This is a genomic window from Sorangium sp. So ce406, from assembly GCF_051474675.1.
In the GTDB taxonomy this organism is placed as follows: domain Bacteria; phylum Myxococcota_A; class Polyangia; order Polyangiales; family Polyangiaceae; genus Sorangium; species Sorangium cellulosum_G.
Genome location: NZ_CP150340.1, coordinates 7437102 through 7451136 on the forward strand (window position 1 = coordinate 7437102; position 14035 = coordinate 7451136).

Consider the following 14035-nt stretch of genomic DNA (forward strand, 5'->3'; position numbering starts at 1 on the left):
TTTCCCGGAGGGGGCGCCGGCGCCGCGGTGTAGGATGCCGCGATGCGAAAGCTGGCCCTGTTCATCCTGACGCTGGTGGCGATCGCGTGGGGCGCGACCTCGACAGCGAGCGCGCAATCCGGCGCGCCCGGTCCGCAGGGGACGGCGGCCCGCTCCCGGACGGCCATCGTCGGGTTCACGGCGTCGCTGACGGGGAACGTCAACGTCGAGTCGACCCGGCAGACCAACGGCATCAAGATGTGGGTGGACGACGTCAACAAGGCAGGCGGCATCCGCCTCGCCGACGGCAGCGTCGTCACCCTCGACATCAGGTTCTATGATGACGAGAGCAACAAGGACCGAGTCCAGCAGCTCTACACCCGGCTGATCAACGAGGACAGGGCCGATTTCCTGATCAGCCCCTACAGCAGCGGGCTGACCGACGCGGCCGCCGTCATCGCCGAGCAGTATGGCCGCGTCATGGTCACGGCGGGCGCCTCGTCGGACTCCACCCACGACAAGGGCTACTCGCTGGCCTTCATGACCTACACGCCCGCGAGCCGCTACCTGACCGGCGCCTTCGATCTGCTGGCCCACCTCGATCCCTCGGCGAAGAAGGTCGCGATCGTCCACGAGCGGGACAAGTTCTCCACCGACGTGGCCACGGCCGCGAAGGGCCACGGCGAGGGCAAGGGATACGAGATCGTCCTCTTCGAGGGCTATGCCAGCGGCACCACGGACTTCGCGCCGTTCATCAACAGGATGCCGGGCGACGTGGACGCCATCATGGGCGGCGGCCACTTCGCCGATACAAGCACCTTCGCGCGGCAGCTCGCGGAGAAGGGCATTCAGGCGAAGTTCATCGCGCTGCTCGTGGCGCCGCCGGAGCCGCGGTTCGGGGAGCTCGGCGCGGCGGCGCTCGGCGTGATCGGACCGAGCCAGTGGGAGTCCGCCGTGAAATACAGCCCCGAGTCCGCCGGCGCGGCGGGCCTCCCGTGGCACGGCCCGTCGGTGAGCGATTTCGTCGCGCGGTACACGGAGCGGTTCGGCGACACGCCGTCGTACCACGGCGCCGGGGGCTATGCAGCCGGGCTGATCCTGGAGCAGGCCATCGCGCGCGCGGGGTCGCTGGACACGGCGAAGGTCAAGGAGGCGCTCGACGGCACGGACATGCTGACCTTCTTCGGCCACACGAGATACGACACCAGCGCGAAGCGGCATGGCCGCCAGATCGGCCACGACATGGTGTACATCCAGTGGCAGAAGGACGAGCAGGGCAAGATGGTCAAGCGCGTTGTCTGGCCGGCGGACGCCAGCACGGCGAAGGCCCTGTATCCCGCCCGCGAGCAGGCGGCCGCGGGCCCCAGTCGACTGCTGACGTCGCTCGTGGACGGGCTCATGCTCGGGTTCGTCTACGGCCTTGCCGCGATGGGGATGACCCTCATCTGGGGCATCCTGCGCATCATCAACCTGAGCCACGGCGCGATCGTCGCCCTCGGGATGTTCGCGAGCTACTTCCTGTTCACCCACCTCGGGTTGAACCCCTACCTCGGGCTGGTCGCGGTGGCCGGCGGGGGCCTGCTGCTCGGGCTGTTGATTTACCCCGTGGCTGTACACCGGGTCGTCCATGCGCCGCACCACCTGACGACCCTGCTGGCCACGTTCGCCGTCAACATGATCTTCATCGGGCTGGGCACGGCGCTCCTGACCACCACGCCGCGCAACATCGATTACTCCCTCGGCACGGCGCGGCTCGGCCCGGTGGCGCTCCCGGGCACGCGCCTCATGGCGGCCCTGATGGCCGTCCTTGTCGCGTCGGCCCTCACCTTGTTTCTCCGCCGGACGCGGCTCGGCAAGGCGATCCGCGCGGTGGCGAGCAACCGCGCCTCGGCGGAGCTGATGGGCATCCCCTCCTCCCGCGTGCTGGCGCTCAGCTTCGGGCTCGGGACGATGCTCGCGGCGGCCGCCGGCGGGCTCATCGCCACGTTCTTCCCCTTCACCATCCTGAGCGGCGAGTCGTATCAGCTCAAGTCGTTCGTCATCGGCGTGCTCGGGGGCCTCGGCAACCCGCTCGGGGCGCTCGCCGGAGGGCTCTTGCTGGGCATGCTGGAGGGGCTCATCCCCGTGTTCCTCCCGGTGAGCTGGGTGCCTGTGGTGGAGTTCGTCCTGTTCGTCCTCGTGCTGCTGCTCCGCCCGAGCGGCCTGTTTGGAGCCCGCGCATGAACGCCCATCGACACCCTGCCTTCTGGCTGACGCTCCTCCTCGTCGTGGGGCTGGGCGCCCTCCCCCTCGCGACGCGCGGCGACACGCTGCGGGAGACGATGTTCACCCTGCTGACGTTCGTCACGCTCGCGTCCAGCCTCAATCTCCTGCTCGGGTACACGGGCTACGTGAACTTCGGCCACATCGTGTTCTTCGGGCTGGGCGGGTACACCGGCTTTTACCTCCTGAGCCAGCGGGGGGTCTCCCTCTACCTCGCCATGCTCGCCGGCGGCCTCGCCGCCTCCGCGCTGGCCGGCGTCCTCGGCCTCGCGATCCTGCGCTTGCGGGGCGCCTATTTCGCCCTGGCCACGATCGGGATCAACGAGGCGGCCCGGGCGTTCGTGAACAACGTGTCCCTCTTCGGCGGCGCGACGGGCCTGTCGATCAACTTCTCGGTCTACGGGGAGTACGGCGGCCCGGCCGACGCGCTGTGGCTCACGTATTCGCTGCTCCTGCTGGTCACGGTGGTGGTGGTCGCCGTCAGCTTGCTCGTGAAGAGCTCGCGGTTCGGGCTCGGGTTGCTCAGCATCCGCGAGGACGAGGACGCGGCGCTCGTCATGGGCGTCAACGCGCCGCGGCTCAAGACGCTCGCTTACGTGCTGTCGGCGTTCTTCCCCGGCGTCGCCGGCACGCTCTACTTCTTCAAGAACGGCAACGTCGAGCCGGGCGACGCCTTCCGGCTGCACATGTCCATCGAGACGCTGGTCATGGTGATGCTGGGCGGCGCGGGGACGGCGCTCGGGCCGATCCTCGGGGCGGCCGCGTACGACCGCCTCCGCAGCTTCCTGCTCACGACCCCGCTCTTCAAGGATCTCCACCTCGCCTTCGCAGGGGGCGTGCTCCTGCTCATCGTCCTCTTCGTGCCGTCCGGGGTCGTCGGCTGGCTGCGCGCGCGCCTGCCGCGCGCGCGGGGGGTGCTCGAATGATGCTCGAGGTGCAGGCGATATCGAAGCGCTTCGGCGGCCTGCAAGCGCTGAGCGACGTCGCGTTCGGCGTGGAGGACGGGGAGATCGTCGGCCTCATCGGCCCGAACGGCGCGGGCAAGACAACGCTCTTCAACGTGGTGAGCGGCGTGAACGCGCCGGAGAAGGGCCGTGTCGTCTTCCGCGGGCAGGACATCACCGGCCGGCCGCCGTACCGCGTGGCGCAGCTCGGGCTGGCCCGCACGTTCCAGATCGTGCGGCCGCTGCACGATCTCACGGTCCGCGAGAACGTGATCCTCGGCGCCTGCTATGGCCGCGAGCGCCACGGCCGCGGCGCTGCGGCGCGCGTGGCGGACGAGGTGCTCGCCCTCGTGGGCCTCGGCGAGCGGGCCGCGCAGCTCGCCGGCAGCCTGAACGTGGCGCAGAAGAAGCGGCTGGAGATGGCCCGCGCCCTCGCCGCGCGGCCGTACCTGCTCTTGCTCGACGAGGTCCTCGCGGGCCTCAATCCCGCCGAGGTGGCCCGGATGATCGACATGATCCGCCTCCTCCGCGGCCAGGGGGTGACGATCCTGATGATCGAGCACCTCATGCAGGCGATGATGAGCCTCTCCGACAGGATCGTGGTGCTGGACCATGGCAAGCTCATCGCCGCGGGGGAGCCGCGGGAGGTGGCGGCGGATCCGACGGTGATCGAGGCGTACCTCGGCGACCCGAAGCTCGGGCAGGAGCTCTTGGCAGGAGGCTCGGATGGCGGCCGCGCTCGAAGTGACTGATCTGACGACGGGCTACGAGGAGGTGCAGATCCTGTGGGGCGTGAGCCTCCGCCTCGAGCCGGGGAAGCTGACGGCCCTCGTGGGGTCGAACGGGGCTGGCAAGACGACGCTCCTGCGCGCCGTGACGGGGCTGCTTCCGACGTGGAGCGGCGCCGTTGTGTTCGGGGGGCACGACGTGACGCGGCTCCCCGCGCATGCCCGCGCCGGCGAGGGCCTCGTGCTGGTGCCGGAGGGACGGCAGCTCTTCAGCGACATGACGGTCCAGGAGAACCTCGAGCTCGGCGCCTTCTCGCGGCGGGCGCAGCCGGGCGCGCGGCGCAACCTCGAGCGCGTGTTCGAGATGTTCCCGCGCCTCGCGGATCGCCGCGGGCAGAAGGCGGGCACGCTGAGCGGCGGAGAGCAGCAGATGGTCGCCGTGGCCCGCGGGCTGATGGCCGACCCGAAGGTGCTGATGCTCGACGAGCTGTCGCTGGGCCTCGCGCCCCGGCTGGTGCTCGATCTGTTCGAGTCGCTGCGCCGGCTGAAGGCCGAGGGGCTGACGATGCTCCTCGTCGAGCAGAACGTGGCCATGGCCATGGCGGTGAGCGACTACGCCTATGTGCTGGCGGAGGGGCGCGTCCACCTGGAGGGGGAGGCGAGCGAGCTGGCGAAGAAAGAGGAGGTGCGCAGGGCCTATCTGGGGCTGTGAGTCGACTCGGGAGCAGGCGGCGCTCGCCGCGCGCGGCCAGCTTCCCGCGCGCCCGGGCGGGCGGTACCTTGCGGAGATGCACGGACGAACGAGCCCCTCCCCTCTCCTTCTGGCCGCGCCGCTCGCCATCCTGATCGCCTGCTCGGGGCAGGAGAACGGGGACGCTGCGTCCTCGGGCACGGCGAGCGCGTCGACGTCCGGCGGGGGCGGCGGACACGCCGGCGACGTCGCCCATGGTCGCGACATCGGCGCCGCGAACACGGGTATCGCGGGGGCGATCGCGGCGGGGCTGCCGTGCGGTCAGCTCACCGACTACGATGGGCCCCGCATCGTCGATGTTCCAGGGACCGTGATCGAGAACAAGCGCATCGTCGGCGCGATCAAGATCCTCGCCGACGACGTGACGGTCCGATGCTGCGACGTCGACCTCGACGGTGCGGTCGACGCGCGGGGGATCTGGGTCGGGTACGAGACGAACCCCTCGGGCTGGCGCATCGAGTGGAACACGATCCACGGCGGCACCACGGGGACCATCGGCATCGATCTGACGACGAGCGGCGACGGGGTATGCCGGCGCAACGACGTGTCGGAACAGGAGAACGGGATGCGCCTGAACGGCGGCCATGTCGAGGAGAACTACCTCCACGATCCGATCCCCTACGACGGCACCGCGCACCGCGATCAGATCGAGATCTACGGGACGACCCAGCCGACGTCGCTGCTCCGCAACCGCATCGAGCACGACGGCGAGGAGACCGCGGCGATCAACATCACCTGCGATTTCGGAGCGACCGATGACGTGCTGGTCCAGGACAACTTCATCGACGGCGGCAACTATACCCTCTACAACCGCGAGCAGGGCCACGGGATGCCGACGCGCGTCCGGTTCATCGGGAATCAGCACGGCGACAGCTTCTACTACGGGCTGATCTCCGCCGATCGGGAGGGCACGCCCGACACGGAGGTGCAAGCCGCCGATCCTGAGCGCTTCCTCTGGCAGAACAACACGTGGGCTGAGACGACCGACCCGGCGCACCCGGAAGGCCAAGTGATCCCGGTGCCCTGATCTGTTAAGTAATGTTTCGTCGGCGGCCCGCGATTGACGGCACGCCCAGGGTGAACTCCACTGATTCACCGGCAAGATCAGCGGGCCTGCTCGCAGGTGGAATAGTACACATACCCGCGCTGACGACCACGCTCATGATCTTTCGCCCTGGAGAAAGAGGACGACGATGGATTTCAGGCAGGCGACACGCGTCATGAGATGGTCCACACCGCTGGCGTTCGTCTGCGCGCTCGGCGCCGGCTGCACCAGCGTGATGGACGCGGGCCGCGCTCCGATCGAGGACAAGGGCACGCATGCCGAGGGCCTGAGCGACCCGTCGGTGTGCGACGGCTACAAGTACTGCGATTGCGGGCTCTGGGTCGCGACGGGCGATACCTGTCCGGAGCGGAGCTGCGATATGTGCCAGGAAGGGTTCGTCTACTGCGGCTGCTACGGCGGCTGCCTGGTCGCCGACATCATGTGCGATCCGCAGCCCGACGAGTGCGGAGAAGGCGTCTGCCGCGGTTCGCTCCGGGACTGCGGCGGAGGCATCATGGCGAACCCCGACACCTCATGCCCCGGGGGCCCGCTCGTCGGCGACGGGACGATCGAGAGCAACCCGGACAGCAATCCGGATGGCTCGGCCGAGGCGTTCCAGTACACCTCGACGGCCTCGGGTACGGCCTCGGTGCTCACGTTGTACGTCGACAACGCGAACACCGCCGTCAACATCGTCGTTGGCCTCTACACGGACAACGGCGGTCATCCGGGCACGCTGCTGACGCAAGGCACGATCCCGTACCTGTACCACAACCCCGGGTGGCACTCGGTGGACGTGGCGCCGGTGTCGATCGTCGCCGGCCAGCCGTACTGGATCGCGATCCTCGGCCCCGAAGGCGGCGGCGCCCCGAGGTTCCGCGATCGGGAAGAGGGCGCGTACACCTCGGAGAGCAGCGCCGAGTCGAACCTCTCGGCCTTGCCCGCGACGTGGACGACGGGACCGATCTGGTCGACATCGTCCGCATCGGCGTACGCGTCGCGCTGAGAACCAGGATCGGTGGGCCCATCTCCGTCGGGTCGCCCATCGTGGCGGCCCGTCAGAGGCCCCCGCTCAGGGCCCCGCGGATGGCCTGCTCGACGGGTGAATAGTCCCCGTGCTCGCGCTCGAGCCGCAGCGGCTCGGCCGGCAGCAGGGGCGGCTGGGCCAGGAAGCGCGGGCGGGTGCCTCGGTGCGGCTGCGCCGTGTGGACCAGGAACGGATGACACAGGTAGACCGTCCCCGCTTCGCCCGTCGCGAGCACCTCCGGTCGATGCGCCGTCTCCGCGAAGCCGTTCGCGGCGAGCTCCCGCAGCGTCAACCCCTGCTCGCCTGCGGGCGCGAGCTGCCTCGCGATGTCCAGATGCGACCCGGCGCGGATGCGGGTCGGCGCGTCGGATTCGCTGACATCCGAGAAGAGAAACAGCATGAGCAGCGCGCGGCCGCGCGACGCGACGTTCACGCGCCACGTCATGAAGTCGGGGTTCTCGGTGCCGAAGCTCGCGTCGACGTGCCAGCCCGCGTCGCCCGGGTCGTCGGGCGACGGAAAGCGGATGGGGAACGTGCCGAGCACGGTCTGCGGCTGCCAGCGACCGGGGCCGACCAGCTGGTCGAACGCGGCGCGGAGCACCGGCGTGCTCGCCGCCTCGGCGAACGGTCGCTGGCCGTACAGCCCGAGCCGGATCACGGGCTTCGTCCATGTCTTTGGCTCGAGCGGATCGAACCCGGTGTCACGCCACAGGATGGCGCGGCCCTCGTCGGCGAGGCTCCGGGGAAAGGCGGCATCGAGCCGCACGAATCCCTCGGTGATGAAGTGCTCGATCTGCGCGTGGCTCAGCTCGGTCATCATGGCGCGTGGGCCACCCTATCCAGCGCGCCGCAAGGGTGCAAGCCGCCGAGAGCGGCTCACGGGCAGATCGACGCGGCATAGAGCCCGTCCGCGTCGAAGCCGCCAAAGTCGAGGTTGGTGTAGGACCCGTACACCCTGGCCAGGACCCCGCCTGCGTCGATGCTCAGGATCTCGACCGTGCCCCCATCGAACGATCCGGTGACATGGTCGTAAGCATCGCAGAGCTCCGCTGAGCCCCATGAGACGGCGAAGGACGCGTCGATCGCCGGGTCGGTGAGGTCGATGATCCCGGGCTGCTGGAGCGACGGCGGGAGGCGCAGCGTCACGCGCGAGGTGCCGGTGCAATTGATGGGGGACAACGGATCTTCGCAGCTCGTGGCTGCGCTCCCGAGGGTCAGGTGGAGCGCGCCGGCATCCGGCGCTGCGACGGCGCCCGAGGTCGTGGAGCCGCGCGCGCCCGTGAACGCCAGCCCGGGCGAAGGCGGGCTCACGGGCGGCGCGGCGCTGCAATAGGCGGCGGTGTAGTCCCCGTCAATCTGTCCCCAGCCGAGAGATGGCTCCCCCCAGTCGAGCTTCACCGAGACGGAGCCCGGGTCGCTGCTCACGATCTCGAGCGTCTTTTCCCACTTCCCCGAGGCGCCCCACGTGCCGGGGCTGAAGCCGAAACCGCCACCGCAATCGGGCGTCACGACGCCGTGGTAGATGCGGATGCGATGGTCCCTGAGGTCGATCAATCCGGGTCGATTGAGCTCGGGCGGGATGAGGAGGATGACCTGCCAGAACGGGTGCGCGCCTCGAACACAGGGGGTCGGCCAATGGATCAGCGGCCGGCTGCACTCCTGGACGGATTCGCTAAAGAAAAGGACGAGCGAGTCGGGATGCGGCGCCGGGTACAGGAGATTCTCTGCCAGGCCCAGGCTCGATGTCGAGCGACCCTCCAGCGAGAGCATCCAGTCGCCGGCGCGCATCGCGAGGGCGTTGGGCGAGGGCGGCGGCTCCTCGGTCGGCTGAGGCTCGACGGGACCGAACACGATCGGGTCGCACCCGCCGCTCATCATCGCCAGCGCACCGACGGCCGTGATCCAACGCTTCATGGATTCCCTCCAGGCATGTTCCGGAGGTGAAGTCCTCGCCGGGGGCCGTCACGGCTCACCGGATCCGACGAAACTCGACGCCGGGCGGCGCGGCACCGCAGCGGGCTCCGCGACCGACGCTCGAGCAGCCCCGCGTCGCGGGCCCGGCGACGACCGGATCCTCCGGCGAAGGCTCCGGACCCGCCGCCGCCAGCCGGTGTGCCGCCGCTCGAGCCGGAATGCGCGCAGGGGCTCCCTCCCGCGGCTGGGCTACTCCCCCGTGCGCGCGTCGCCCAGGTAGTAGGCACGCTGCGCCGGATAGTAATCGGAGAAGTCCGGCAGCGGCTCGCCGAGCCGGGAGGCGACGAGCATGTCGAGGTAGTACTCCCATCCTGGCCCGGTGTCCCCGGCGAGCGCTGGATCGGTGAGGTGTTGAACGAAGGTGAGCTCGGTGGTCTCCCCCTTCGTCGTGAGCGAGAGCGCGAGCCGCCAGTCGCCGTAGTCATCCTTCATCGAGACCGCGAGGTGATGCGGCGGCTCGCATGCGTCGATCGAGACGTTGCACGACGGCGCCCCTTTCTCGAACGCCATCTGGAGGCGCACCGTCTTGCCGGGCCCCGCCTCCCCCTCCCACGGGCCGATCCAGCGCGCCGTGCACTCGGAGGCGGTGACGCTCTGCCAGACGTCCTCGATGGGAGCGCGGAAGCTGCGCTTGATCACGAGATCGGCGCCTGTCGCGGTGCCTCGGACGCGGCCGGTGGGTCGGGGGCTCATGCTGTCTCCTTCTTTCGTTTCGTGTCGTTGCGGGGCGGGTCGACGGTGGCCATGCGCCTCTGTCGGCGCACGCGGTGGACCTCGGTCTCGAGCGCGTCGAAGCGGCGGTGCCACGGGCTCTCCGCGCGCAGCTCGCGCAGGAACGCTTCGAGCTCATCGAGCGCACCGAGGACGATGCTGTACTCGCGCTCGCGGCCGCGCGAGACGTCGCGCACCAGGCCGGCTTCGCGCAGCACCCGCAGGTGCCGGCTGACGGCCGGGCGGCTGACCGAAAACGCGCTGGCGATGGTGCCCGCCGACGCGGTGCGGTCGCGCAGGATCCGCAGGATCTCCCGCCGGATCGGATCCGCCAGCGCCTGGGCAACCGCGTCCATCGGCGTGATGTGTAACCGACTCGTTACGCGTCGTCAATCGCGGCGGCGCGCGTCGATGCGGAACCGCGAAGAGGGCGAACGCGCGGTACGACGCGCTCGTCCCGTACCTCGGACTCGGATCCAGCCATCGCTCGACCGCGTGCTCCAGCAGGCGGGCTCGGCGCCCTGCTGCTGTCTCAAACCCAGGGGATGATCCGACGATGCTGGACGAGCTCGCCGTACACGCGCGGTGACTCGGCGGGCTGCGTGCAGACCCAGAGGACGTTCTTTGCGGCATCCGCCGGCGACTGCGCGGACGACATGTCGTCGAACCACGGGCGCGACGCATCGGTATCGACGAGCCCGGGGCAGAGCGCGGCGATGACGATCCCGCGCTGCGTCGCCTCGTCCTGGCGCTGGCGCGCGTAGACCTTCATCGAGGCGACCTGGGCGATCTTGGACGGGATGTTGATCCACGCCGGCCAGTGGTGGGCTTCTGCGTCGCCGCGCTCCACCAGCTCCACGTACTCGTCCATGACGCGCTCGATGTCCTCGAGAGAGCGCGCGGCGGGGTCGAAGTGGTGATGGAGCCGCGGATCCAGCTTGCTCAGGGAGCCGAAGGCGCTCGCGACGATGAGGAGCCGCCCGCCGTCGCGCAGCAGGGGCCCGAAGGCGCGGATCATCCGGTAGGTGCCGTGGTTGTTCGTGTCGATGAAGGTGCGGACCTGGGCTGCCTGCGGCCGATCCTTCGCGATGCGCGCTGCCGCGTTCGAGAGCACGATGTCGATCCCGCCGTGGCGGCGCGCCACCGTCTCGGCCAGGGCCTGGACGCTCGCGTCGTCGGTCACGTCGAGCCGGGCCAGCGACGGCTGCAGGCCTTGCGCGCGCAAGCTCGCGACGGCCGCCTCGCCGCGCTCCTGATCCCGCGCCGCCAGGTAGACGGTGCTGCCCGCCGGCAAGTCCTGGCATAGCCGGGCGACCATGGCGTAACCGAGGCCCTGGTTCGCGCCTGTGACAAGTGCGATCTTCGACATCGCTCCCTCCTCCTCCGTGCGTTCGTGAAGCAGACGAGGCGTCACTATTACCCAGCTTCGTCCGACGGGGTAGTCGACGGATGTCGAACGTCCTTGCCGCGCTCGCGTGGGCCCGCGATCCGCTTCCCTTCCGGCGGCGCCGCGCGGTACCCTGCGCGCGTGCGTGCCCTTGAAGTCCTGTGCGCCCTGCCGATCTTCGCGATCCTGGCCAGGTACGTGCAGGAGAAGCGCGGCACCGGCAGGATGGGTGAGATGCTCTTTGCCTGCCACGTCGCGGCCCTCGCCGTGGCGCTCGGCCTGGTCGCCGGCGCTGGATGGCTGGTGGGGCCGGCGTTCGTGTTCTCCGTGGGCGTCGGTATCCCCGCGTGGCTCATCGAGGTCGTCGCCACGCGCAAGGCCACGCTCCTCTCGGTCGCCGCGCACCTCGCGCCGCCCGCGGCGGCCGCGCTCCACCTCGCGCAGCGCGGCCTGCCGTCGGGCAGCGCGCTCGCTGCCTGGGCCATGTTCGTCGCGCTGCTGGCGCTGAGCTTCGTCGCGACCGACCCGGCGCTCAACGTGAACCTCGCCCACCGCCCGTCCAGAGAAATGGCGGTCTTCGCGCCCACGCCCTGGTCGGCGCGCCTGCTGATGGCAGGCGTCACGCTGGGCGCGCTGCTCGTCGCGGAGTGGGCCTCCGCGCGCGTCTTTCGCCAGGGCGTGGCCTCCGGGGATTGGGGGTGATCCGTGCGCTTCTGTGATCGAGGGGTCTACCACTTCGCGGGTCGCGTCCGCTGCCCCTTCGCCGGGCTCGGCACGCGCGGCGATCACGACGGCAATCGCCTCGCCCTCGACGATGATCGCTCCCGCGTCGACCTGGACACCGAGGCGCGGCGCATCGTTCTTTATAACGATCACGTTTACCCGGAGAAGACCGTGATCGGTGATGTCCTCCTCCTGGCGGAGGGCACCACGGCGAGCGGGCGGAAGAGCCCCTTCAGCGTGCACCTCAAGGTGCTCAAGAAGGGGCGCGCCTTCTCGTTCGATCTGCACCGGCACATGCGCGCGAGCGAGCCCCTCGTGGCGGCCGAGTTCGATCCCTTCGAGGTGATCGTGCAGGACGCGGTCACCCGCGTCGTCGCGCTCACGCCGGACAGGACGCGCGCGCTGTGCCTGCGCCCGTCGCTCGCCCTGCGCGTGGTGAAGGCGATCATGGCCACGCGGGATCTGCTGCAGGGCGTGGCGCAGGATCCGGCGCAGGTGGGCTATCGAATCGCGGATCTGTCGGTGGGCTTCGGGGCCCTCGGGGTCCATCACGGCGTGGCGCGGGCGCAGCTCGTGTCGCTCGACGCGGCGAACGCGCCGCTCATCCGCCGCGGGTCGGTGCCGGAGATGCTGCGCGAGGGGGCGTGGGAGCTGTCGCTCACCGCGCTGTCGAAGCGGTGGCTCGACGAGGTGATCGCCCGGGATCTGTTCCTGTTCGGGCTGGAAGGTGTGTCGATCTTGCGGCGGGTGCGCGAGCGCGGGCTCGAGGAGGGGGAGACCCTCTCGTTCCGGTTCGAGCGAGGCGGCGGCTGGGTGGTGCTGGGCGACGAGAAGGAGGAGCTACCCGGGGCGACGGACCTGGCGCGGTCGTATCTCGAGCTTCACCTGCTCGGCGGGCTTTTGGCCGAGCACGCGGAGCGGCTACAGCAGCCATGACGGCGGCGCGCGCGGCGGGTCCGGCGGTTTACCGGGTACGGGCGTGCTGCTAGGCTCTGGACCATGAGAAGCGACAGCCCTGGCGCGCCGACGCAGCCTGAGGCCAACGAGGTCCGTGGCTATCTGGTCCGGCAGCTCGACATCGCGTGGCAGCTCGCCAGCTATCACCTCGACGGGCTCTCCACCGAAGAGTGCTTGTGGCGCCCTGCTGACGCGGGGCTGCACGTCCATCAGACCGCGGGCGGCGCGTGGCGCGCCGACTGGCCTGATCACGAGGGATACGACCTCGGCCCGCCGAGCATCGCGTGGGTGACGTGGCATATCGGCTTCTGGTGGTCCATGGCGCTCGACCACGCGTTCGGCGACGGAGCGCTCTCCCGCGAGAGCGTGACGTGGCCCGGCGACGCCGACGGCGTGCGCGCGTGGCTCGGCGGCCTGCACGCACAGTGGCGCGCGGCGCTCGATCGGGTCACGGACGACGATCTGCGGTCGACGCAGCGCGCCCGGTGGCCGTTTCAGGATCGTCCGTTCGGTGACGTCGTGGCGTGGGTGAACATCGAGCTGACGAAGAACGCCGCCGAGATCGGCTACGCTCGCTTCCTCTACGCACGAAGGCCGCCTGGCTGACACGGCGGTGCGCTGGGTGGACGGCGCGAGGAGGTTGACCTCCATGTCGCTTTCACGCTTCCGCCCTGTGGAACGTAGGATCGAGACGAGGACCCTCTTGCCCGCACGTCGGGATCTCTGGTGAGGCGCATGATGTCGGTGATTCGGCTGGGGCTCGTCGGCGATCGCGATGACGGGGTGACCGCGCACCGGGCCATCCCGGCGGCGCTGCGACTTGCGGGAGAGGCGCTGGCCGTGCCGCTCTCGTTCGAGTGGGTGCCGACCGAGGAGGTGACCGACGCGTCGCGGGTGGCGGGCTACGACGCCCTCTGGTGCGTGCCAGCGAGCCCGTACCGGAGCATGGATGGGGCGCTGCGCGCGATCCGCTTCGCGCGCGAGCAGCGGCGGCCCTTTCTCGGCACCTGCGGCGGCTTCCAGCACGCGATCATCGAGTACGCGCGCCATGTGCTGGGCTGGTCGGACGCCGAGCACGCGGAGACGGCGCCGGAGGCGCAGCGCGCCGTGATCGCGCCGCTGGAGTGCTCGCTGGTGGAGGCCACCGGCGCCGTCCGGCTCCGCGCCGGCACCCGCATCGCGCAGGCCTACGGCTGCGCGGAGGCGACGGAAGGGTACCGCTGCCGCTATGGCCTGAACCCGGCGTTCCAGGCCGCGCTGGTCTCGGGCCCGCTGCGGGTCGGGGCGGAGGACGACGCCGGCGATGTGCGCGCCGTGGAGCTCGACGGACATCCGTTCTTCGTCGCCACGCTGTTCCAGCCGGAGCGCGCCGCGCTCGCCGGTCGCCTTCCGCCGCTGGTGGCTGAGCTCCTCCGGGCCTGCGCGGCGCGCGCTCGTTGAGGCCGGCCCGTCCCGGGTTGGAGTCGCCGTGGCTCGACCGAGGTTGGGCAACCTGAGCGTAAGCCGGCCAACCAACCACCCTCAACCCGGGTCGGCTCAACCTGGGT

The 14035-nt window shown here is 70.2% G+C and carries 15 protein-coding genes; 10 read left to right on the plus strand and 5 right to left on the minus strand.

What is annotated here, in order from left to right; genetic code table 11:
• The first annotated feature begins 42 nt into the window (after positions 1–42).
• The 6 genes from WME96_RS27475 (at position 43) to WME96_RS27500 (ending at position 6715) form a co-directional block, all read left to right on the plus strand.
• Positions 43–2202 (plus strand): ABC transporter substrate-binding protein, encoded by a 2160-nt coding sequence (locus WME96_RS27475; RefSeq protein WP_437284549.1) that lies wholly within the window; start codon positions 43–45, stop codon positions 2200–2202.
• Positions 2199–3167 carry a branched-chain amino acid ABC transporter permease gene (locus WME96_RS27480; RefSeq protein WP_437284550.1) on the plus strand — a complete coding sequence of 323 codons (969 nt, stop codon included), beginning with the start codon at positions 2199–2201 and terminating at the stop codon, positions 3165–3167. Before WME96_RS27475 ends, WME96_RS27480 begins: the two co-directional genes overlap by 4 nt.
• Positions 3167–3937: an ABC transporter ATP-binding protein gene (locus WME96_RS27485; RefSeq protein WP_437292367.1), complete on the plus strand. Its 771-nt coding sequence runs from the start codon at positions 3167–3169 to the stop codon at positions 3935–3937. Before WME96_RS27480 ends, WME96_RS27485 begins: the two co-directional genes overlap by 1 nt.
• Positions 3912–4625 carry an ABC transporter ATP-binding protein gene (locus tag WME96_RS27490; RefSeq protein ID WP_437284551.1) on the plus strand — a complete coding sequence of 238 codons (714 nt, stop codon included), beginning with the start codon at positions 3912–3914 and terminating at the stop codon, positions 4623–4625. The genes WME96_RS27485 and WME96_RS27490 overlap by 26 nt, the downstream gene beginning before the upstream one ends.
• A gap of 76 nt (positions 4626–4701) precedes the next feature.
• The gene (locus WME96_RS27495; RefSeq protein ID WP_437284552.1) at positions 4702–5691 is read left to right on the plus strand and encodes a hypothetical protein; all 990 of its coding nucleotides are present in this window, start codon (positions 4702–4704) and stop codon (positions 5689–5691) included.
• Positions 5692–5884: 193 nt separating this feature from the next.
• A complete protein-coding gene (locus WME96_RS27500; protein WP_437284553.1) occupies positions 5885–6715 on the plus strand; it encodes a hypothetical protein in 831 nt (276 codons plus the stop codon).
• Positions 6716–6767: 52 nt separating this feature from the next.
• Here the strand turns inward: WME96_RS27500 and WME96_RS27505 are convergent, their stop codons facing one another.
• From WME96_RS27505 to WME96_RS27525, 5 genes are all read right to left on the minus strand, one after another.
• Complete coding sequence (locus tag WME96_RS27505; protein ID WP_437284554.1) at positions 6768–7556, minus strand: phytanoyl-CoA dioxygenase family protein; 789 nt, start codon at positions 7554–7556, stop codon at positions 6768–6770.
• A 56-nt stretch (positions 7557–7612) separates the two neighbouring features.
• The gene (locus WME96_RS27510; protein ID WP_437284555.1) at positions 7613–8650 is read right to left on the minus strand and encodes a hypothetical protein; all 1038 of its coding nucleotides are present in this window, start codon (positions 8648–8650) and stop codon (positions 7613–7615) included.
• A 249-nt stretch (positions 8651–8899) separates the two neighbouring features.
• Entirely contained in the window at positions 8900–9403 is a 504-nt protein-coding gene (locus WME96_RS27515; RefSeq protein WP_437284556.1) for an SRPBCC family protein, read from the minus strand.
• Positions 9400–9777: a metalloregulator ArsR/SmtB family transcription factor gene (locus tag WME96_RS27520; protein ID WP_433926860.1), complete on the minus strand. Its 378-nt coding sequence runs from the start codon at positions 9775–9777 to the stop codon at positions 9400–9402. The genes WME96_RS27515 and WME96_RS27520 overlap by 4 nt, the downstream gene beginning before the upstream one ends.
• Positions 9778–9953: 176 nt before the next feature.
• The gene (locus tag WME96_RS27525; RefSeq protein ID WP_437284557.1) at positions 9954–10790 is read right to left on the minus strand and encodes an SDR family NAD(P)-dependent oxidoreductase; all 837 of its coding nucleotides are present in this window, start codon (positions 10788–10790) and stop codon (positions 9954–9956) included.
• Between the two features lie 159 nt (positions 10791–10949).
• On the opposite strand from WME96_RS27525, the gene WME96_RS27530 reads away from it, so the two are divergent.
• The 4 genes from WME96_RS27530 to WME96_RS27545 all read left to right on the plus strand — a co-directional run bounded on the left by WME96_RS27530 (position 10950) and on the right by WME96_RS27545 (position 13928).
• Complete coding sequence (locus tag WME96_RS27530; RefSeq protein ID WP_437284558.1) at positions 10950–11510, plus strand: hypothetical protein; 561 nt, start codon at positions 10950–10952, stop codon at positions 11508–11510.
• Between the two features lie 3 nt (positions 11511–11513).
• On the plus strand, positions 11514–12467 hold the full coding sequence (locus tag WME96_RS27535) for a hypothetical protein (RefSeq protein ID WP_437284559.1): 954 nt from the start codon (positions 11514–11516) through the stop codon (positions 12465–12467).
• A gap of 63 nt (positions 12468–12530) precedes the next feature.
• Positions 12531–13094 carry a DinB family protein gene (locus WME96_RS27540; protein ID WP_437284560.1) on the plus strand — a complete coding sequence of 188 codons (564 nt, stop codon included), beginning with the start codon at positions 12531–12533 and terminating at the stop codon, positions 13092–13094.
• A gap of 129 nt (positions 13095–13223) precedes the next feature.
• The gene (locus tag WME96_RS27545; protein ID WP_437284561.1) at positions 13224–13928 is read left to right on the plus strand and encodes a CTP synthase C-terminal region-related (seleno)protein; all 705 of its coding nucleotides are present in this window, start codon (positions 13224–13226) and stop codon (positions 13926–13928) included.
• Positions 13929–14035 lie beyond the last annotated feature (107 nt).